Annotated in this window: 19 protein-coding genes and 1 pseudogene; 8 read left to right on the forward strand and 12 right to left on the reverse strand. The window is 66.7% G+C overall.

Going from position 1 to position 17992, the window contains the following annotated elements:
- The first annotated feature begins 177 nt into the window (after positions 1–177).
- Together EOD43_RS00230 and EOD43_RS00235 are read left to right on the forward strand one after the other, a co-directional pair.
- Positions 178–1653: a helicase HerA domain-containing protein gene (locus EOD43_RS00230; RefSeq protein ID WP_127739976.1), complete on the forward strand. Its 1476-nt coding sequence runs from the start codon at positions 178–180 to the stop codon at positions 1651–1653.
- 82 nt (positions 1654–1735) lie between these two features.
- Entirely contained in the window at positions 1736–2548 is an 813-nt protein-coding gene (locus tag EOD43_RS00235; protein WP_127739978.1) for an amidohydrolase family protein, read from the forward strand.
- On the opposite strand, the gene EOD43_RS00240 is transcribed toward EOD43_RS00235, so the two are convergent.
- Entirely contained in the window at positions 2541–3599 is a 1059-nt protein-coding gene (locus EOD43_RS00240) for a DUF5694 domain-containing protein (protein ID WP_127739980.1), read from the reverse strand. The two genes, EOD43_RS00235 and EOD43_RS00240, sit on opposite strands and share 8 nt — an antisense overlap.
- A gap of 84 nt (positions 3600–3683) precedes the next feature.
- Here EOD43_RS00240 and EOD43_RS00245 point away from each other — a divergent pair, with 84 nt between their 5' ends.
- From EOD43_RS00245 to ung, 5 genes are all read left to right on the forward strand, one after another.
- Positions 3684–4928, forward strand: a complete 1245-nt coding sequence (locus tag EOD43_RS00245) for an FAD-dependent oxidoreductase (protein WP_127739982.1) — start codon at positions 3684–3686, stop codon at positions 4926–4928.
- Entirely contained in the window at positions 4925–5524 is a 600-nt protein-coding gene (locus EOD43_RS00250; protein ID WP_127739984.1) for an anthranilate synthase component II, read from the forward strand. Before EOD43_RS00245 ends, EOD43_RS00250 begins: the two co-directional genes overlap by 4 nt.
- A gap of 17 nt (positions 5525–5541) precedes the next feature.
- Positions 5542–6507, forward strand: coding sequence for an anthranilate phosphoribosyltransferase (gene trpD, locus EOD43_RS00255; RefSeq protein ID WP_127744545.1), 966 nt, complete (start codon positions 5542–5544; stop codon positions 6505–6507).
- A 94-nt stretch (positions 6508–6601) separates the two neighbouring features.
- Positions 6602–7912 carry a dicarboxylate/amino acid:cation symporter gene (locus tag EOD43_RS00260; protein WP_127739986.1) on the forward strand — a complete coding sequence of 437 codons (1311 nt, stop codon included), beginning with the start codon at positions 6602–6604 and terminating at the stop codon, positions 7910–7912.
- Between the two features lie 3 nt (positions 7913–7915).
- A complete protein-coding gene (ung, locus tag EOD43_RS00265) occupies positions 7916–8596 on the forward strand; it encodes a uracil-DNA glycosylase (RefSeq protein ID WP_127739988.1) in 681 nt (226 codons plus the stop codon).
- An 86-nt stretch (positions 8597–8682) separates the two neighbouring features.
- On the opposite strand, the gene EOD43_RS00270 is transcribed toward ung, so the two are convergent.
- The 9 genes and pseudogenes from EOD43_RS00270 to ruvB form a co-directional block, all read right to left on the reverse strand.
- On the reverse strand, positions 8683–8913 hold the full coding sequence (locus EOD43_RS00270) for a type II toxin-antitoxin system antitoxin (protein ID WP_127739990.1): 231 nt from the start codon (positions 8911–8913) through the stop codon (positions 8683–8685).
- A 12-nt stretch (positions 8914–8925) separates the two neighbouring features.
- Complete coding sequence (locus EOD43_RS00275; protein WP_127739992.1) at positions 8926–9825, reverse strand: SPFH domain-containing protein; 900 nt, start codon at positions 9823–9825, stop codon at positions 8926–8928.
- A 256-nt stretch (positions 9826–10081) separates the two neighbouring features.
- The gene (gene pal / locus EOD43_RS00280) at positions 10082–10600 is read right to left on the reverse strand and encodes a peptidoglycan-associated lipoprotein Pal (RefSeq protein ID WP_127744546.1); all 519 of its coding nucleotides are present in this window, start codon (positions 10598–10600) and stop codon (positions 10082–10084) included.
- Between the two features lie 76 nt (positions 10601–10676).
- Positions 10677–11930: pseudogene (gene tolB / locus EOD43_RS00285) on the reverse strand (Tol-Pal system beta propeller repeat protein TolB); the annotation flags it as partial.
- A gap of 153 nt (positions 11931–12083) precedes the next feature.
- Positions 12084–12890: a TonB C-terminal domain-containing protein gene (locus EOD43_RS23495; RefSeq protein ID WP_240653022.1), complete on the reverse strand. Its 807-nt coding sequence runs from the start codon at positions 12888–12890 to the stop codon at positions 12084–12086.
- Positions 12890–13348, reverse strand: a complete 459-nt coding sequence (gene tolR, locus EOD43_RS00295) for a protein TolR (protein WP_127739996.1) — start codon at positions 13346–13348, stop codon at positions 12890–12892. The genes EOD43_RS23495 and tolR overlap by 1 nt, the downstream gene beginning before the upstream one ends.
- 1 nt (position 13349) lies before the next feature.
- A complete protein-coding gene (gene tolQ / locus EOD43_RS00300; protein ID WP_127739998.1) occupies positions 13350–14060 on the reverse strand; it encodes a protein TolQ in 711 nt (236 codons plus the stop codon).
- Positions 14057–14512: a tol-pal system-associated acyl-CoA thioesterase gene (ybgC, locus tag EOD43_RS00305; RefSeq protein ID WP_127740000.1), complete on the reverse strand. Its 456-nt coding sequence runs from the start codon at positions 14510–14512 to the stop codon at positions 14057–14059. The genes tolQ and ybgC overlap by 4 nt, the downstream gene beginning before the upstream one ends.
- A 173-nt stretch (positions 14513–14685) precedes the next feature.
- On the reverse strand, positions 14686–15714 hold the full coding sequence (gene ruvB, locus EOD43_RS00310; protein WP_127740003.1) for a Holliday junction branch migration DNA helicase RuvB: 1029 nt from the start codon (positions 15712–15714) through the stop codon (positions 14686–14688).
- A gap of 96 nt (positions 15715–15810) precedes the next feature.
- Here ruvB and EOD43_RS00315 point away from each other — a divergent pair, with 96 nt between their 5' ends.
- On the forward strand, positions 15811–16722 hold the full coding sequence (locus tag EOD43_RS00315) for a 2-hydroxyacid dehydrogenase (RefSeq protein ID WP_127740005.1): 912 nt from the start codon (positions 15811–15813) through the stop codon (positions 16720–16722).
- 5 nt (positions 16723–16727) lie between these two features.
- Here the strand turns inward: EOD43_RS00315 and ruvA are convergent, their stop codons facing one another.
- Positions 16728–17324 (reverse strand): Holliday junction branch migration protein RuvA, encoded by a 597-nt coding sequence (gene ruvA / locus EOD43_RS00320; protein ID WP_127740007.1) that lies wholly within the window; start codon positions 17322–17324, stop codon positions 16728–16730.
- A complete protein-coding gene (ruvC, locus tag EOD43_RS00325) occupies positions 17321–17821 on the reverse strand; it encodes a crossover junction endodeoxyribonuclease RuvC (protein WP_127740009.1) in 501 nt (166 codons plus the stop codon). Before ruvC ends, ruvA begins: the two co-directional genes overlap by 4 nt.
- Positions 17822–17992: the final 171 nt, after the last annotated feature.

Below are 17992 nucleotides of genomic sequence, written 5' to 3' on the forward strand. Positions count from 1 at the left end.
AGCCGGTGGAGGGGTAGCTAGAGACGGAATAGGTCGCTGCCGGCCAATACCCCTCCGTCATGCCTGCGGCATGCCACCTCCCCCGCCGGGGGAGGATCTTGAATGCGAAACATCCACAACTTTCTTGAGGGTCGCGCTTGAATGGCGCGGCCCCTTTCCGTCAGAACGCAGCGCAGCATGACCGCGCGAATCGATATGGGAGCCAGCGAGCGGGGCGAAAGCGTCTCGTTCGACATCGAGGAGCTGCTCGCCACGCGTCTGCTCGTCCAGGGCAATTCGGGCTCGGGCAAGTCGCACCTGCTGCGCCGCCTGCTCGAAGGCTCGGCGGGCCTTGTCCAGCAGGTCGTGATCGATCCCGAGGGCGACTTCGTGACTTTGGCCGATCGCTTCGGCCATGTCGCGATTTCGGCAGCCGATCATAGCGAGGCCGAAATCGCGCGCATCGCCGCGCGTATCCGCGAGCATCGCGTCTCGGTGGTCCTGGCACTCGACGAACTCGAGGTCGATGCGCAGATGAAGTGCGCCGCGACCTTCCTGTCCGCCATGTTCGATGCCCCGCGCGACCATTGGTATCCGGCCTTGGTGGTGGTGGACGAGGCGCAATTGTTCGCGCCATCCGCCGCCGGCGAAGTTTCCGAAGAAGCGCGCCGCACCTCGCTCGCGGCAATGACCAACCTGATGTGCCGCGGGCGCAAGCGCGGTCTGGCCGGGATCATCGCGACCCAGCGTCTCGCCAAACTCGCCAAGAATGTCGCGGCCGAAGCCTCCAACTTCATGATGGGGCGCACATTCCTGGACATCGATATGGCACGCGCGGCCGATCTGCTGGGCATGGAGCGGCGACAGGCGGAGGCGATCCGCGATCTGCCGCGCGGCACCTTCCTCGCGCTCGGCCCCGCCGTGTCGCGTCGCCCGATCTCGGTGCAGATCGGCGCGGTCGAAACGAGCGCGCGAAGCGGCAGCCCCAAGCTGGTCCCGCTGCCCAGCGCCGCGCAGCCAGAGGATCTGCAGGGCCTGCTGTTCGCCCCCGGCGACGATCTGCCCCCACCCCCGCCGCCGCCCCGCGCGCCGGTGCCCACCACCGACGATTTGTTGCGCGCGATCAGCCGCCCCGGACCGGTGCTGACGCCGACCGCCGCACCCTCCGCGCCCGCCATGCCCGATGACGAGCGCGAGGCCGTGATCGACGCGGTGCTGCGCGAGATCGTGGAGGATCCCGACGCGACCTATCGTGCCGCCGCCGTGCTGTTTCAGGATTTCGGCGTGCGGTGCCGGATGCACCGGCTCGCCGATCCGGGGCTCGACCTGCCCGGCTTCCGTCGCCGCCTCGCAATGGCGCGCGCCGGCCTCTACGGCGAACTCGACGAAGGCTGGCTCGACGCGATGGCGCTGGGCGCGACCCTGCCCGACGACATGCTCGCCCCCTTCCTGCTGGTCGCGCGCGCGGGGCGTGAAGGGAGCGAGGCGCCCTCCGACACCGCGCTCGCCACCGTCTATGGCACGCACAGCCTGGGCCGCGTCCGCCGGCTAATCGCCTATATGGAGGAACAGGGCATCTTTGTCCTGCGCACCGATCTGGTCGGCAAACGATCGATCAACATCCCGCGCCTCGGCTGGACGACGGCCGCCGCGATGCCCGAGGCGGCCGAATAGCTTCCGTCTGCGCGTAAATCGCGGCGCTTGGGCTGCGATCCGCGAGCGCCCGCGTCATCCTCCCTGAAAAAGAACGGAGGGGATGATGAAGGTCATCGACTGCCACCACCATGTCGGATCGGTGAAGGATACGCTCGGCCTTGGTGGAGCGTCAGGGGGCGGCGAAGCCGATGCCGAACTGCGCATCCGGATCGAGACGATGGCGACCAACGGCGTCGACCAGGCGATCGTCATCCCCGGCCACGGCTATATTCGCGCCGAAGGGATCGCCGACACCCGCCGGATCAACGATGCGATCGCCGCCTATCGCGATGCCGACCGCGCGCACTTCCCGGCCGCGATCGGGATCGTCGAGCCGCTTTATGGCGCGGCAGGGCTGGACGAGGTCGATCGCATCCATGCCGAACTCGGCCTGGCCGGCGTCAGTTTCCACACCCGTTATCAGGGCGTGCCCAATGACAGTCCGCTGATCCGCAAATTGATCGAGCGGATGGAGCGGCATCGCCTGATCCCCTTCGTCCACGCCTTGCCCGAACTGAGCGACGAGGCGCCGTGGCGGGTCGCATCGATCGCGCGCGACTTTCCCGATCTGCCCTTCGTCGTGCTCGATGCCTTCGCATCCTACGAACAATCGCAGCAGGTGATGTTCCTGGCCGATCTCGCGCCCAACCTGATCTTCGACACCGGGCTGCTCTACACACTCGACATCGTGATGCCGTTCATCCGCCGCTTCGGCGCGAAGCGACTGGTTTATGGGTCGGACCTCTATTCGCACCCGCTCGGCTATCGGCACGAGCACCATGTGCTCACCCAACTGCGCAAGGCCGACCTGAAAGATGCCGAGCGCGGGCTGATCCTGTCGGGCAATATCGAGCGGATATTGGGCCTTATCTGAGCGCCTTGCGCGTATCGACCAGATCGACCCCGGCCATGTGGCGGAGATAGGCGTCGAAATAGAGCTTGTGGGTCGCGCCGACGATGCTGAGCACGCGCGCGCCGGGCCGATCGGCGAAGGCGCTGCGGATATTGGCGATCATGCGCAGGTTCCGCACATCCCACCAGCCGACATATTGGCGACCATAATAAGGCGGCGTGGCTTCCTTCAGCGCACCGCCCATGTCGCCCGTGACCGCGCCCTTATTGGTCTTCGGATCGTTCATATATCGGTAGAAGGCGAGCATCTGATCAGGCGTCTTCACCGCGCCCTTCTTCGCCAGATAGTCCTTCAGGAACGGATTGGGCGCGCTCCACAGCTTGCGCAAAGCATCCTCATAGGGCTTGCCGAGTGCGGCGACGGTGCGATCCGAACTGTGATCGTCGGTCGGATAAACGCGCTCCAGCCCCAGCCGCGCGGCGAGGACGGCGGCGACCTGATAATTTTCGTTCGCGCGAACCCTTTGCTTTTCGATCACCGCGACCAGCGCCGCGTCGAGCCCGTCGCCCGCATGCTGCTCCGCCTCGGGCAGGCGCAGCCACTGGACGAGCGCCGAAGCCCGATCGCCGCTCGCCAGGAACAATGCCGCCAGATGCCGCCGATCGCCCGCCGTCGGCTGCGCCGGCCAGCTTTTGAGCGCCGCATCGACCGCCGCCTCCGCCGCCGGCATATCCAGCCCGGTCGCGTCGCGCGCGGGGGCGGGATCCCAGCAGAAATCGTCGGCGACGCCGGGATAGAGCGGCTTGTAGCGGATCAGCATCTCGCAATCGGGGCCGGACAGCCCCTCGATCGTGATGACGTCGGGCCGGAACGCCGCGAGCCTGTCGAGCAGCGGCCCGAGCAATTCAGGCCGAAAACTCTCTCCGAACTCGCCCAGATGCGGCGTCCCCAGCACCAACATCTGCGTGCGCGGCCCCGCGACCTGCATCGCGCCGGGATCAAAGGGCGCGGCGACCACCGGCAGCGACGCGGCAGCGAGGCACAGGGCGAAGAGATGGCGAGCGATGTTCATGGAAAGAGTGTATCATTCATATAATACACTTGTCCACTCGCCGAACTTCCCCCTCCCCTCGCTCTCCGCTACACGCCCGTACCGATGGGGCCGATCGACATTGCCGTTGCTGGATGCGGGCCGGCGGGTCTCGCGACCGCGTTGCTGCTCCATCGCGACGGCCATCGCGTGACGCTGTTCGAACGGTTCGATGCTCCAAAGCCGATCGGCTCCGGCCTGATGATCCAGCCGACCGGCATGTCGGTGCTAGCGAAACTGGGGCTTTCGGAGCGGCTGAGCGGACAGGGTGCGCGGATCGACCGGCTTGTTGGCCGCACCGCAAACGGGCGCAGCGTGCTCGACGTCCACTATCGCTCGCTCGGTCAACCGGGTCGATTCGGCATCGGTGTGCATCGGGCCGCGCTGTTCGCGATCTTGTTCGACGAGATCGCCGCCGCGGGCATTGCCATCGAGACCGGTCGCACAATCTGCGGCAGCGAACGCACCGCCGACGGATGCCGCAAGCTGTTGTTCGAACGGGGCCCCCCATCGGCGCCGTTCGACCTGATCGTCGACACGCTGGGCACCCAGACGCCCCTTGCCCCGCCGACCGGCCGGCAGCTGAGCTATGGCGCCTTGTGGGCAAGCCTTGATTGGCCTGAGGATCCTCGCTTCGATCCGACAGCGCTGGAGCAACGTTATCGCGCGGCCAGCAAGATGGCCGGGGTCATGCCGATCGGGATGCGCCCCGGTTCGGCCACGCCACAGGCCGCCTTCTTCTGGTCGCTTCGCGTCGATCAGTTCGAACGATGGAAAGCGGAAGGTCTGACAGCGTGGAAACAGGAAGTGCTGGCGCTCTGGCCCATGCTCGCGCCGCTGCTCGACCAGATAGACAGCCCCGATCGATTGACCTTTGCGCGCTACGCCCACCGCACGCTCGCCAAGCCGGCCGATGCCGCCCTGATCCATCTGGGCGACGCATGGCATTCGGCGAGCCCGCAATTGGGCCAGGGCGCCAACATGGCGATGCTCGATGCCTATGCGCTGGCGCTCGCGCTGCGCCACTCGGACGATCTCGACACCGCCATCGGCACAGCCGTCGCGCTGCGGAAGTGCCATGTGCACCTCTATCAGGCACTCACGGCGATCCTGACCCCGGTCTATCAGTCCGATGGCCGGTTCATCCCCTGGCTTCGCGACTGGCTGGTCGGGCCGCTGTCCCGCATTCCCCCGATCCCGCGCATACAGGCCCTGCTGGTCAGCGGGTTGGTGGGGGGGCCGTTGCGCAAACTCACGCGCTATGAAGACGGCTTTTCCCGCAGCGTCCCAGCCGCTAAGGCCATCGCATGATCCTGGTCATCGACAATTATGACAGCTTCACCTGGAACCTGGTCCATTATCTGATGGAGCTGGGCGCCGAGGTCGAGGTCGTGCGCAACGACGCGATCGGGGTGGGGCAGGCGATGTCGTCGGGGGCCGAGGCGTTTCTGATCTCGCCCGGCCCGTGCACCCCCAATGAGGCGGGGATCAGCCTGGAGCTGGTCGCGGCCTGCGCGGAGGCGAAGCGGCCATTGCTGGGCGTGTGTCTGGGCCACCAGTCGATCGGGCAGCATTTTGGCGGTCAGGTGATCCGCGCGCCGCAGCTGATGCACGGCAAGACCAGCCCGATCCTGCACGACAATACGGGTCTCTATGAGGGCCTGCCCTCCCCCTTCACCGCGACGCGATACCATTCGCTGATCGTGCCGGAAGAGGGGATGCCCGCCGATCTGGTGATCAACGCGCGCACCCCCGACGGGCAGGTGATGGGCGTGCGCCATGCGACGCTGCCGATCCACGGGGTGCAATTCCACCCCGAAAGCATCGCGACCGAACATGGCCATGCGATGCTCGCCAATTTCATGCGCGCGGCGGGAATGACGGTGAAAGAACGAGCAGCGGCGTGAGCGCCCTGCCCGATCCGATGTTCCCGCTCGGCCAGGCCGAAGCGGAAGAAGTGTTCGCCGCGATCCTCGACGGGCACCATGACGATGCGAGCATCACCGCCTTCCTGACCGCGATGGCGGAGCGCGACGAGACGTCGAGCGAGATTGCGGGCGCCGCGCGGGCGATGCGCGCGCGGATGATCCGCGTCACCGCCCCCGAAGGCGCGATCGACGTGTGCGGCACCGGAGGCGACGGGGCGCACAGTTTGAACGTGTCGACCGCGGTGGCGATGGTCGTCGCGGGCGCAGGCGTGCCGGTCGCCAAGCATGGCAATCGCGCGGCATCGTCAAAGGCGGGCGCGGCCGATACGCTGGAGGCTTTGGGCCTCGATCTCGATCGGGCTTCGGAGCGCGCCGAAGCATCGCTGAACGAGATCGGCATCTGCTTCCTGTTCGCGCAGAAGCATCATCCGGCGCTGAAGCCACTAGCACCGATCCGCAAGGCGATCGGGCGGCGGACGATCTTCAACCTGCTGGGGCCGATCTGCAATCCGGCGGGGGTGGAGCGCCAGTTGATCGGGGTCGCGCGGCCCGATTATCTGCCGACCTATGCCGGCGCGCTCGATCGGCTCAAGCCTGCGTCGGCGATGCTGGTAGCAGGGGACGAGCCGCTCGACGAGCTATCGATCGCGGGCGAATCGAGCCTGTTCCGGCTGGGCGAGGCGGGATTCGGCCCCGAGCGGATCGCGCCCGAAGCCGCCGGGCTGACGCGCCACCCGCTCGATGCGATCAAGGGCGGCGACCCGGCCTATAATGCCGCCGCCCTCGCCCGCCTGCTCGATGGCGAGGCCGGTGGCTATCGCGACGCCGTGCTGTTCAACGCCGCTGCCGCTCTGATCGTCGCGGGTAAGGCCGCCGACTGGGCTGAGGGCGTGGCGATCGCGGCCGAATCGATCGACAGCGGCAAGGCCAAGGCCCTGCTCGCGCGCTGGGTCGCGTTCTAAGCCCCAAGCCGCGCTCGCGGACCCATAAGTTTATCTCGTTTGTTGCTGGGGCGGAGCGATCCCACTTTCGCGGCAGATTCACACGAGGTCCGTCATGGCCAGCAAGCCCGCTCAACGTCCTTTCTTCAGCAATTTTGGATTGCAGGTCCTCGCCGGCATGGTGGTGGGGCTGCTGCTCGGCGTGCTCGCGCGGCATATCGGCGCGGGGCCGGAGGGCGAGGCGAACGCGCTGGCCGAGACGCTCGACACGGTCGGGTCGATCTTCGTCCAGTTGCTCAAGGCTCTGGTGCCGCCTCTGATCTTCGCCGCGATCGTGACGAGCATCATCAATCTGCGCGAGTTGCAGAATGCCGCGCGGTTGGTCGCGCAGACGCTTTTGTGGTTCGCGATCACCTCGCTGATCGCGGTCGGCATCGGCATCGCGCTAGGCGTGATCATCCAGCCGGGGCTTTCGGCCGGGGTCGCCCCCGCCGATGCGGCCGTACCCAAGTCGGTCGGCAGCTGGCTCGATTTCCTGAAAGGGCTGATCCCCGCCAACGCCTTCGGCCTGACCGCGTCGACCAAGCTGTCGGACACCGGCACCGCATCGACCAGCCTGGGTTTCAACGTGCTCCAGCTGATCGTCATCTCGATCGCGGTCGGCGCGGCGGCGCTCAAGGTCGGTGAGGTGGCGGAGCCGTTCGTGGGCTTCGTTCGCGCGCTCCTGGGCATCATGCGCAAGCTTCTGTGGTGGGTGATCCGGCTGACCCCGATCGGGTCGGCGGGGCTGATCGGCCATGCGGTCGCCGAATATGGCTGGGACGCGCTGGCGCGGCTCGGCAGCTTTGCGGGGGCGATCTATCTGGGCCTCGCGATCGTGCTGCTGGTGGTTTACCCGACGCTGCTGCTGATCAACGGCATTTCGCCGCGCCGCTTCTTCGCGGGCGCGTGGCCGGCGATCCAGCTGGGCTTCGTATCGCGATCGTCGGTCGGCACCTTGCCCGTGACCGAGGCTTCGGCCGAGACGGTAGGCGTGCCGCGCACCTATGCGAGCTTTGCGGTGCCGCTGGGTTCGACGACCAAGATGGACGGATGCGCCGCCATCTATCCGGCGATCTCGGCGATCTTCGTCGCGCAATTCTATGGCCTGCCGTTGGGGCTAACCGATTACGGCCTGATCGTGTTCGTGTCGGTCCTGGGCTCCGCCGCGACGGCGGGGCTGACGGGGGCGACGGTGATGCTGACGCTGACGCTTTCCACCCTCGGCCTGCCGCTGGAAGGTGCGGGGCTGCTGCTCGCGATCGATCCGATCCTCGACATGGGGCGGACCGCGGTGAACGTCGCGGGGCAGGTTCTCGTCCCCATGATCGTCGCCAAGCGCGAGGGAATCCTTGAGGAGCCGGTGCCCGACGCGCTACCTGCTTAAGGCATGGCAGAGATCAAGCTTCACGACAGTTGGAAGGCACCACTTCAGGGGGAGTTCGACTCCCCCTATATGGCGGCGCTCCGTCAGTTCCTTGTCGGTGAGAAGGACAAGGGCAAGCGCATCTTTCCGGCGGGGAGCGAGTGGTTCCGCGCGCTCGACCTGACCCCGCTCGACAAGGTGAAGGTCGTGATCCTCGGGCAGGATCCCTATCATGGCGAGGGGCAGGCGCATGGCCTGTGCTTCAGCGTGAAGCCGGGGGTGCGGCCGCCGCCGAGCCTGGTGAACATCTGCAAGGAGCTTGGCACCGACCTGGGACTGCCGCGACCCGCGCATGGATTTCTCGAATCGTGGGCGCAGCAGGGCGTGCTTCTGCTCAACAGCGTGATGACGGTCGAAATGGGCATGGCGGCGTCGCACCGCGACCGGGGCTGGGAAAAGTTCACCGATGCGATCATCCGCCTGATCAACGCGCGACCCGATCCGGTCGTCTTCCTGCTGTGGGGTAGCTACGCGCAGAAGAAGGCGGCGTTCGTCGATTCGCGCCACCTGGTACTGAAGGCGGCGCACCCCTCACCGCTTTCGGCGCATTCGGGCTTCTTCGGATGTCGGCACTTCTCCAAGGCCAACGCCTTTCTGGAGGCGCATGGGCAGACGCCGATCGATTGGTCGCTGCCGCCCGTCTAAATCCTCCCCCGGAGGGGGAGGGGGACCGCGAAGCGGTGGAGGGGTAGCTCTCCACACAGGTATCGCTGCCGGCCAATACCCCTCCGTCAGTCCTTCGGACTGCCACCTCCCCCGCCGGGGGAGGATTGGTCGCGCGGCGGCCGCCCCCGCTTTGCCGGTTCACCCAACTCCACCCGCACGCCGCGCTTGGCCAGCGCCTCGCGCAGCAGGCATTCGATCTGGGCGTTGACGCTGCGCAGGTCGGCCGCGGCCGCGCGCTCGATCGCGGCAAACAGCGCCGGATCGAGGCGGAGCGGATAGGCCTTCTTCGAAGTCATTACTGCCAAGATCTACTGATAGAGCGTGCCGGTGTTGACGATCGGCTGGGTCTCCCGCTCGCCACACAGGACGACCATCAGATTGGAGACCATCGCCGCGCGCCGTTCGTCGTCGAGTTCGACGACATCGCGCGCCGACAATTGCTCGAGCGCCATTTCCACCATCGACACCGCACCTTCGACCAGCTTGGCGCGCGCGGCGACAACCGCCTCCGCCTGCTGCCGCCGCAGCATCGCGCCGGCGATTTCGGGCGCATAGGCCAAGTGGGTCAGCCCGCATTCGTCGACGGTGATCCCCGCGATCGCGAGACGCGCGCGCAGTTCGTCGCGCAGCGCATTGTTCACCTCGTCATGGTGGCCACGCAGGGTCACTTCGGCTTCGTCGCCGTCATAAGCGTAGCGCGATCCGATCGCGCGGACGCCCGCCTCGATCTGCACGCCCACGAAGGCGCGATAATCGTCGATGTCGAACAAAGCCTGCGCGGTATCGGTGACGCGCCAGACGAGCTGCGCCGCAATCTCGATCGGGTTGCCGCGCAGATCGTTGACCTTGAGCTTTTCGGAGATCGCATTGTTGGCGCGCACCGAGATGCGCGCGCGGCTCATCCACGGCCAGGTCCAGCGCAGGCCCGTCGCGCGATCGGTGCCGCGATAGCTGCCGAACAGCAGGATCGCGACTGCCTGATTGGGCTGCAATATGTAGAAGCCGCGCAGGATCAGGATGAACAGGACCACCAGAACGGGCGTCCCGCCGATCAGCCAGAGCGGGCCGTTGCCGCCCGCATTCGACAGCGCCGATCCGACGAGCGCGAACAAGGCGACGAGCGCGATCAGCAGCATCGCCCACCCGCTGAACGTCATCGCCCCCCGCTCACGATTGGCGTGGAGCAGGCCGGAAGTGGGATCGGTCATGCGACTCTCCTTCGGATAAATATGATATCATATTTATATCATCGAAGTGCGTGACACCAGTCCCTCGTCATTGCGAGCGTAGCGAAGCAATCCAGGCCCGAACCAGAAGAGGTTCGCGACGATCTCCAGTGCGGGCCTGGATTGCCGCGTCGCCTCCGGCTCCTCGCAATGACGAGCGGGAGAGAAGGACGGCCCAAAACAAAAGGGCCGCCGGCGCGATGCCGACGGCCCTTGATGTCCGAAACGGACGATCGCCTTATTGCGGGACGACCGTGACCGCGCGGCGGTTCTGCGCCCAGCTGCCTTCGTCCGAACCGGTCGCGACCGGGCGTTCCTTGCCGTAGCTGATCACCGAGATGCGCGACGCCGAGACACCGGCCTGAACCAGGAAGTTCTTGGCCGAGTTCGCACGGCGATCGCCCAGCGCGAGGTTATATTCGCGGGTGCCGCGTTCGTCGGCATGGCCTTCGATCGTGACGGCCACGTTCGGGAACTTGGCGAGCCACTGCGCCTGGCGGCTGAGGATCGACTGCGCTTCGGCGTCGACATCCGAGCTGTCGGTCGCGAAGTGGACCGTGTCGGTGCCCGCCTGCTGCAGGAAGTCCGCGCGCGAACCCGGGATCGTCGTGTTGGACGGCGCGGGCGGCGGGGCTTCGGGGGTCGGCGTGGGGGCCGCGGCCGGGGGCGGCGGCAGATCTTCGACCTTCTTCTTCGTACAAGCCGCGGTCAGCACGAGGGCCGACACCAGAGCGACGTTCAACATCGAGCGCGCCATCTGCTTCTCCTTCTTCTTCAATACGGTTGCGCAATGATAACGCAAATCCGTGGATTTCGCTCCCTGAACCTAAGCTTTACGGGAGCAAGGGGCCCCATGCGGGGTCGGAACCATCGAGCGGGGTGGGAACCGGACGTTCGTTCACGCCGGTCAGGTCGACCGAACGGAGATCGGCCTTGCCGCTCCCCTGCCCGGTGCGGTTGTACATGATCACGCGGCCATTGGGCGACCAGGTGGGGCCTTCGTCCATCCAGCCGTTGGTCAGCACCTTTTCGCCCGAACCATCGACGCCCATGACGCCGATATTGAAGCCGCCGCTGATCTTCGTAAAGGCGATCAAGTCGCCGCGCGGGCTCCACACCGGGGTGGCATAGCGGCCGCCGCCGAAGCTGATCCGGTTCTGGTTCGAACCATCGGCGTTCATCACATAAAGCTGCTGCCCGCCCGAACGATCGCTTTCGAACACGATGCGCGATCCGTCGGGCGAATAACTGGCGCCGGTATCGATGCCCGGCGACGTCGTCAGCCGCTGCGGGGTGCCGCCGCTGGCCGACACGCGATAGATGTCGGTATTGCCGCCGACCGACATCGAAAAGACGATGTAGCGGCCATCGGGCGAGAAGCGCGGCGCGAAGGTCATGTTCGGCAGATCGACCACAAGCCGCTGCTGCCCGGTGCCCATATTATAGACGTAGATGCGCGGCCGATTGCCCGCATAGGACATGTAGGTGATCGTCTGCTGGTTCGGCGCGAAGCGCGGGGTCAGCACGATCGACTGGCCGTTGGTCAGGAAACGGTGGTTGGCGCCATCCTGATCCATGACCGCGAGCCGCTTGATGCGGTTCTGCTTCGGCCCGGTCTCCGACACATAGACGACCTTGCTGTCGAAATAGGGGCCTTCGCCGGTCAGGCGGCTATAGACCGTGTCGGCGCACTTGTGCGCGGCGCGGCGCCACTGGGCGGGGACGACCTCGAAACCCTGTCGGGTCAGCTCGACCTTGCCGAGCACGTCGTAGAGATAGCAGCCGACCGTGATCTTGCCGTCGCTGCCCGCCTGGACGAAGCCCTGCACCAGCGCCTGCGCGCCGCTCTGCCCCCAGAAGATGAAGTCGGGGGCGTTCGCCTGGCTGAACGGCACATTGGCGAGCGCGCTCTTGGGCAGCGGATTGAACAGGCCGCTATTCTTCAGATCATTGGTGATGACGTCCGACACGCGTTGGCCAAGCGCGGCGGTATCGCCCGCAGGCGTCGTGACGGTCGAAGGCGTCGGCATCGACGGGATCGCGATCGGCATCGGCTGGGCGATGCCGCCGTTGATGTCGACCTCAAGCTGCGCATGCGCGGGGGCTGTCGCGACAAGCGACGCAACCATCGCGCCTAAAACAGTGCAAAAACGGGTCAGGGGCAGGCGGTTCAAAGCTCGTCTCCTCTGGCCCCCCGGTCGTTTCATGGCCGAACAGGGGGAATGAAGTCAAATCGGTGATCAGTTCATCTGGTTCGGGCGGAAGTTGAACTTGATGTCTTCCCAGCCGCCTTCGTACAGTTCGGGCGGCAATTTATACGGCGCGCACCGTTGCAATGCGCGGACAGCGGCTTCGTTCATCTGGCGCAGATAGGCGGCGTTCGAATCGTTCACGCCCGCATTGCCGGTGACTTCGGGCGCAACCGCGATGCCGCCGTCGGGCTTCAGCCGCAGGCGCACCTGCGTCACGATGGCGGTCGCCCCGGCGCCGCCCGTCGGCACGGTGTAGCAAGGCTTCACCTGCGACGCGATCAGGGCGGCCAGACCATTGGCCTGGATGGGGCTGATCACCGCGGCGCGCGCGATAGCGCCCTTGCCGGGGGATTTGGACGCGGGGATGCCCTTCAGGAAGTCGTCGCCAAGATTGGTCGCCTTGGGTTTCGCCTTGGCCGCCGGCTTTTCGGGCGCAGGCTTGGCCGCCTCGGCCTTGGGTGGCGCGGGCGTGGGCTTGGCCGGCTTGGGGGCGGGCTTGGGCGTCACCGCGGGTTTCGGTTCGGGCTTGGGCGGGGTCGGCGCGGGCGTGGGCTCGGGCGGCGGGGTCGCCTCCTCGGGCTTACCCACGTCGGGCGCCTCCATCTGCTGCGGCGGCTCGACCGCCTTTTCGGGCGAGGAGGATTGCAGCGCCACCTTGTCGACGAGCATCACGTCCATCGCATCCGCCAGCGGCGGCTTGGGCCGCGCGCTCATCAGATTGAGCGACATGATCGCCAGCAGCACCACATGGCCGACTAAAGCTACACCGAGCCCGGCCTTTTCCGCGCGATCCATCAGGGAGCCTCGGCTCCCGCCGCGCCGTCATCTGCGCCCATCGTCACCAAAGCGACGCGGTTCAAGCCGGCATGGTTGAGCGATCCCATCACCGCCATCACGCGCCCGTAATCGAGCCCGCGATCGGCGCGCAGGAAGATTTGCGGCGCATCCTTGCCCTTGCCCGAAGTCGCCGCAATCTGCCCGAACTGGGCGTCGATCGCGGAGAACTGGACCGGCTTGTCGTCGACGAAGACCTCGCCCGATTTGTCGATCGAGACGGTGATCGGCTTCTTGTCCTGATCGAGCGCGCCGGCCGCGCTTTCGGGCAGGTCGACGGGCACGCCCGCGAGCATCAGCGGGGCCGTGACCATGAAGATGATCAGCAGCACCAGCATGACGTCGACCAGCGGCGTCACGTTGATGTCGGCCATCGGCGCGCGCTTGCCGCCCCGGCCGGAGACCGGACCCATCGCCATCTTACTTAACCCGCTCCAGCTCGCGGCTGAGCGTCAGGTGCAGAGAGTCCCCGAAGCGGTGCAGATGGTTCTCGATCTGGCCGACGCGGTGGAGCAGGCGGTTATAGGCGATGACCGCCGGGATCGCCGCGAACAGGCCGATCGCGGTCGCGAACAAAGCCTCCGCAATGCCCGGCGCCACGACGCCCAGCGATGTGTTCTGGCTGGCCGCGATATCGGTGAAGCTGCGCATGATGCCCCACACGGTGCCGAACAGCCCGACGAAGGGCGCGACCGAACCGATGGTGGCGAGGATGTTCAGCCGGTCCGACAATTTGTCGATCTCCGCACTGGTCGCCGCCGACATGGCGGTGGCGAGGCGCGCGCGCGTCCCTTCGCGATCGACCGGCGTGATCCGCACCGAACGGCGCCATTCGCCGACACCCGCGGTGAACAATTTGGCCGAGGGCACGTCCTGCCGGCCGGGGCCGTCATAGACCTTGTCGATATCCTCGGATTTCCAGAACTCGGCCTCGAACGCCTTCGATGCTTTCAGCGTGCGGCCCATCTTCAGCCCCGACGACAGGATGATCGCCCAGGTATAGATGCTGGCCAGAAGCAGGCCGATCATCACCGATTTCACGACGATATCCGCCTGCAGAAACAGCGCGATCGGCGACAGGGCCGAGCTGGTGGCGGTTACGCCCACACCTGCAATGCTCATTGCGCTCATGCCGTCTCGTCTGCTCCCTGTATTGTCTTGAACTTGTCCACCCAGTCGCGCGGCTGGCGCCTGGGGCGGCCATCGGGGCCGACGAACGCGACCGAAACATCGGCCTCTGCGATCAATTGATCGGCCCGCATGACTCGTTGATGAATGACCATCGATGCTCCCCCGATCGCGTCCATGCGGCTCAGAACGAGCAGATCGTCGTCCAGTTTCGCGGCCGCGCGATATCGGATGTGGAGATCGCGCACGACATAGACCCCGTCGCCCGCCGCCATCACCGCCTGCTGATCGATCCCGCAACCCCGCATCACATCGCTGCGCGCGCGCTCCATGAAGCGCAGGTAGCTGGCGTGATAGACGACCCCGCCGGCATCGGTGTCCTCGAAATAGACGCGCACGGCAAAACGGTGCTCGGGGCCGGCGAAGCGGCCGGTATAGGGGGCATCGTTGTGCATCGGTAACGGATTCTAGGGGCGGTTTGCCGATAGGCCAAGGCGCGAAGGGCGTATTTTCGCCGCTCACCGCCCTATTGCCTCGCGTCATCCCGGCGGAGGCCGGGATCTCAGGCGGCTCCTGCGGCGAACCTGCTCACAATCTCCTGATATCCCGGCCTCCGCCAGGATGACGGTTATACGTCGAACAGCCCGTCCTGCCCGGCTTCGGGCGGCGGATTGAGGCCGAGATGCTTCCACCCCCGGCTGTTGAGGCAACGCCCGCGCGCCGTCCGCGCGATCAGGCCGAGCTGGATGAGATAGGGCTCGATCACATCCTCGATCGTGTCGCGCGGCTCGCTGAGGCCCGCCGCCAGCGTCTCCACGCCCACCGGCCCGCCGCGATAGATGTCCGCGATCATGTGGAGATAGCGCCGGTCCATCGCATCCAGCCCCAGCGCATCGACCTCCAGCCGGTTGAGCGCGGTATCGGCTGCCTTCGCATCGACGATCGCGTGCCCCGCCACGTTTGCAAAGTCGCGCACGCGGCGCAGCAGACGGCCGGCGATACGCGGGGTGCCGCGCGACCGGCGTGCGACCTCCATCGCGCCATCCTGCGAAATCGGCAGATCGAGAAGTCGCGCGGCGCGACTTACGACCTTTTCCAGTTCCTCGACCGAATAGAATTGCAGCCGCACCGGAATGCCGAAGCGATCGCGCAGCGGCGTGGTGATCAGCCCCTGCCGCGTGGTCGCCCCCACCAGAGTGAAGCGCGGCAGATCGATGCGGACGCTGCGCGCCGACGGCCCCTCCCCGATCATCAGATCGAGCGCGCGATCCTCCATCGCGGGATAGAGCACCTCCTCGACCGCAGGCTGAAGCCGGTGAATCTCGTCGATGAAGAGGACGTCGCCATCCTCCAGATTGGTCAGCAGAGCCGCCAGATCGCCCGATTTGGCGATGACGGGGCCGGATGTCGCACGGAAGCCCGCGCCCATTTCCTTGGCGATGATCTGCGCGAGTGTGGTCTTGCCCAGACCCGGCGGGCCGAAGAACAGGACGTGATCGAGCGCGTCGCCGCGCTGCCGCGCCGCCTCGATGAAGACGCGCAAATTGTCGCGCGCCGCCTTCTGCCCGACGAATTCGTCGAGCGACTTGGGCCGCAACGCCGCATCGGCATCCTCGGCGCGGCGCGAGGCGGTGAGCAGGCGATCGCTATCAGTCATTGGCACTATCGGTCATTCGCCACCGGATAGCGCGCGGCGGGTGGACAGTCGATGGCGCGACTGTAGGGGAAAGCTCACCCGCCGCCGGAGACCGTGATGACCAAGCCGCCCCTTTTCTACATCGACAGCAGCTTCGCGGTGCCGCGCCTGACCGAAGGGCTGAAGGCCGCCTATGATCTGCGCCCCGAACCCGGCCCCGGCATCCGCGCGGTGGCGACCCACGGCAGTAGCGGGATCGATGCCGCGACGATGGCGAAGCTGCCCGATCTGGAGATCATTGCGGTGAGCGCGGTGGGCGTCGACAAGGTCGATCTGGCCGAGGCGAAAAGGCGCGGCATCCACGTCACCAACACCCCCGACGTGCTGACCGACGATGTCGCCGACCTCGCGATCGGGCTGATGATCGCGCTCTATCGCAACATCCCGCGCGACGACGCGCTGGTGCGCAGCGGCCGCTGGGCGAGCGCGGGCATGCCCAAGCTGTCGCGCCGGCTGACCGGGCAGCGGATCGGCATTCTGGGGCTGGGCCGGATCGGGCAGGCGATCGCAAAGCGCGCCGCGCCGTTTGCGGGCGAGATCGCCTACCACTCGCGGCGCCCGGTGGCCGACGTGCCGTGGCGCTATGCCGAAAGCGCGGTGGCGCTGGCCGCCTCGGTCGATATCCTGATCGTCGCGACGCCCGGCGGCCCCGCGACCGACAAATTGGTCGACGCCGCCGTGATCGATGCGCTCGGCCCTAACGGATCGCTGATCAACATCGCGCGCGGATCGGTGGTCGACGAGGATGCGCTGGTCGCCGCCCTCGTCGAAGGCCGCCTGGGCGGCGCGGGCCTCGACGTGTTCGCGCACGAACCGCATGTGCCCGAAGCCTTGCTGTCGCTCCCCAATGTCGTCCTGCTCCCGCATCAGGGGAGCGCGACGGTGGAAACGCGCGACGCGATGGCACAGCTCGTTCTCGACAATCTGGCCGCCTTCTTTGCCGGAAAGCCGCTGCTCACACCACTCTGACGGCGTCACTTCGCCGCCTTGCGCAGCGCCAGCCGGACGAGCGCGTCGAGCGTCGCGGTCGGGCCGAGTTCCTCGGCGGCGGCGCCCACGGCGGCGCTGGCTTCGGCGGGGCGGAAGCCGAGATTGGCGAGGGCGGAGAGCGCGTCCTCTGTTGCGCCGCCCTTGGGTGCGGGGGCGCCGGTCGCGGGGCCGATCGCGACGCCGCCCATCTTGTCCTTGAGTTCGTTGACGATGCGCATCGCGAGCTTGGGGCCGACGCCGTTGGCGCGCGCGACCATCGCCTTGTCTCCACTCGCGATCGCGCGCGACAATTCTCCCGCGTCGAGAACGGTAAGGATCGAGAGCGCCACGCGCCCGCCCACACCCTGCACGCTCGTCAACAGGCGGAAGGCGTCGCGTTCGGCGGCTGATCCGAAGCCGAACAGGGTGATCGCATCCTCACGCACCTGCATTTCGGTGAGCAGCAGCACTTCGTTGCCGATTTCCCCCACCGCCGTCAGTGTGCGGCCCGAGGCCAATGCGAGATAGCCGACGCCGTTGACGTCGAGCACCAGATGGTCGGCCGCAACCTCCGCCAGCAGCCCCTTCAACCGCGCGATCATGCGTAGGCTCTCCGCGTGAGCGAGCGTGCACTTGCCAGATGGTGCGCGTGGGTGATCGCGACCGCGAGCGCATCGGCCGCATCGGGGCCGGCCAGTTTCACGCCGGGCAGCAGAACCTGCACCATCGCCTGGATCTGGCGCTTCTCCGCGCCACCCGTGCCGACCACCGCCTTCTTGACGACCGACGGATGATATTCGCCCACCGCCAGCCCCGATCGCGATGCCGCGAGCAGCACCACGCCGCGCGCCTGCCCAAGCTTCAGCGTCGATTGCGCGTTGGAATTGCCCAGCACCTCCTCGGCCGCCGCGCTCTCGGCGCGATGGGTGCGGATCACCTCAAACAGAGCGTCGTGGAGCAGGGCCAGCCGGCGCGCGAGTTCCATCGACGGCTCGGTCTTGATCTGGCCGTTGGCGACGTGGCTGAGCCTATTCCCCTCCGCCGCGATCACCCCCCAGCCGGTCGTGCCGAGGCCCGGATCAAGCCCGATCAGGATCATGCTTCTGCGGCCCCATGTTCATCACATGTTCCGTTTCGCGTATTGGCGGGGATTTTGGAAGCCCTATTCGTCATTGCGAGGAGCCGAAGGCGTCCTTCGATACGCCACTTCGACAAGCTCAGTGGCTACTCAGGATGAGCGGTTGGCTTTTATCCGCTCATCCTGAGCAGG

This window comes from Sphingomonas crocodyli (assembly GCF_004005865.1).
GTDB classification, from domain to species: Bacteria; Pseudomonadota; Alphaproteobacteria; order Sphingomonadales; family Sphingomonadaceae; genus Rhizorhabdus; species Rhizorhabdus crocodyli.

Bases quoted from the DNA above. Each gene is read 5' to 3' on its own strand.
- EOD43_RS00230 (WP_127739976.1), top strand. From the start codon at position 178: ATGACCGCGCGAATCGATATGGGAGCCAGCGAGCGGGGCGAAAGCGTC.
- ruvB (WP_127740003.1), bottom strand. From the start codon at position 15,714: ATGACTGATAGCGATCGCCTGCTCACCGCCTCGCGCCGCGCCGAGGAT.
- EOD43_RS23495 (WP_240653022.1), bottom strand. From the start codon at position 12,890: ATGGATCGCGCGGAAAAGGCCGGGCTCGGTGTAGCTTTAGTCGGCCAT.
- ruvC (WP_127740009.1), bottom strand. From the start codon at position 17,821: ATGATCCTGATCGGGCTTGATCCGGGCCTCGGCACGACCGGCTGGGGG.
- EOD43_RS00250 (WP_127739984.1), top strand. From the start codon at position 4,925: ATGATCCTGGTCATCGACAATTATGACAGCTTCACCTGGAACCTGGTC.
- pal (WP_127744546.1), bottom strand. From the start codon at position 10,600: ATGGCGCGCTCGATGTTGAACGTCGCTCTGGTGTCGGCCCTCGTGCTG.
- EOD43_RS00235 (WP_127739978.1), top strand. From the start codon at position 1,736: ATGATGAAGGTCATCGACTGCCACCACCATGTCGGATCGGTGAAGGAT.
- tolQ (WP_127739998.1), bottom strand. From the start codon at position 14,060: ATGAGCGCAATGAGCATTGCAGGTGTGGGCGTAACCGCCACCAGCTCG.
- ruvA (WP_127740007.1), bottom strand. From the start codon at position 17,324: ATGATCGCGCGGTTGAAGGGGCTGCTGGCGGAGGTTGCGGCCGACCAT.
- tolR (WP_127739996.1), bottom strand. From the start codon at position 13,348: ATGGCGATGGGTCCGGTCTCCGGCCGGGGCGGCAAGCGCGCGCCGATG.
- ybgC (WP_127740000.1), bottom strand. From the start codon at position 14,512: ATGCACAACGATGCCCCCTATACCGGCCGCTTCGCCGGCCCCGAGCAC.
- trpD (WP_127744545.1), top strand. From the start codon at position 5,542: ATGTTCCCGCTCGGCCAGGCCGAAGCGGAAGAAGTGTTCGCCGCGATC.
- EOD43_RS00270 (WP_127739990.1), bottom strand. From the start codon at position 8,913: ATGACTTCGAAGAAGGCCTATCCGCTCCGCCTCGATCCGGCGCTGTTT.
- EOD43_RS00315 (WP_127740005.1), top strand. From the start codon at position 15,811: ATGACCAAGCCGCCCCTTTTCTACATCGACAGCAGCTTCGCGGTGCCG.
- EOD43_RS00275 (WP_127739992.1), bottom strand. From the start codon at position 9,825: ATGACCGATCCCACTTCCGGCCTGCTCCACGCCAATCGTGAGCGGGGG.
- ung (WP_127739988.1), top strand. From the start codon at position 7,916: ATGGCAGAGATCAAGCTTCACGACAGTTGGAAGGCACCACTTCAGGGG.
- EOD43_RS00260 (WP_127739986.1), top strand. From the start codon at position 6,602: ATGGCCAGCAAGCCCGCTCAACGTCCTTTCTTCAGCAATTTTGGATTG.
- EOD43_RS00240 (WP_127739980.1), bottom strand. From the start codon at position 3,599: ATGAACATCGCTCGCCATCTCTTCGCCCTGTGCCTCGCTGCCGCGTCG.
- EOD43_RS00245 (WP_127739982.1), top strand. From the start codon at position 3,684: ATGGGGCCGATCGACATTGCCGTTGCTGGATGCGGGCCGGCGGGTCTC.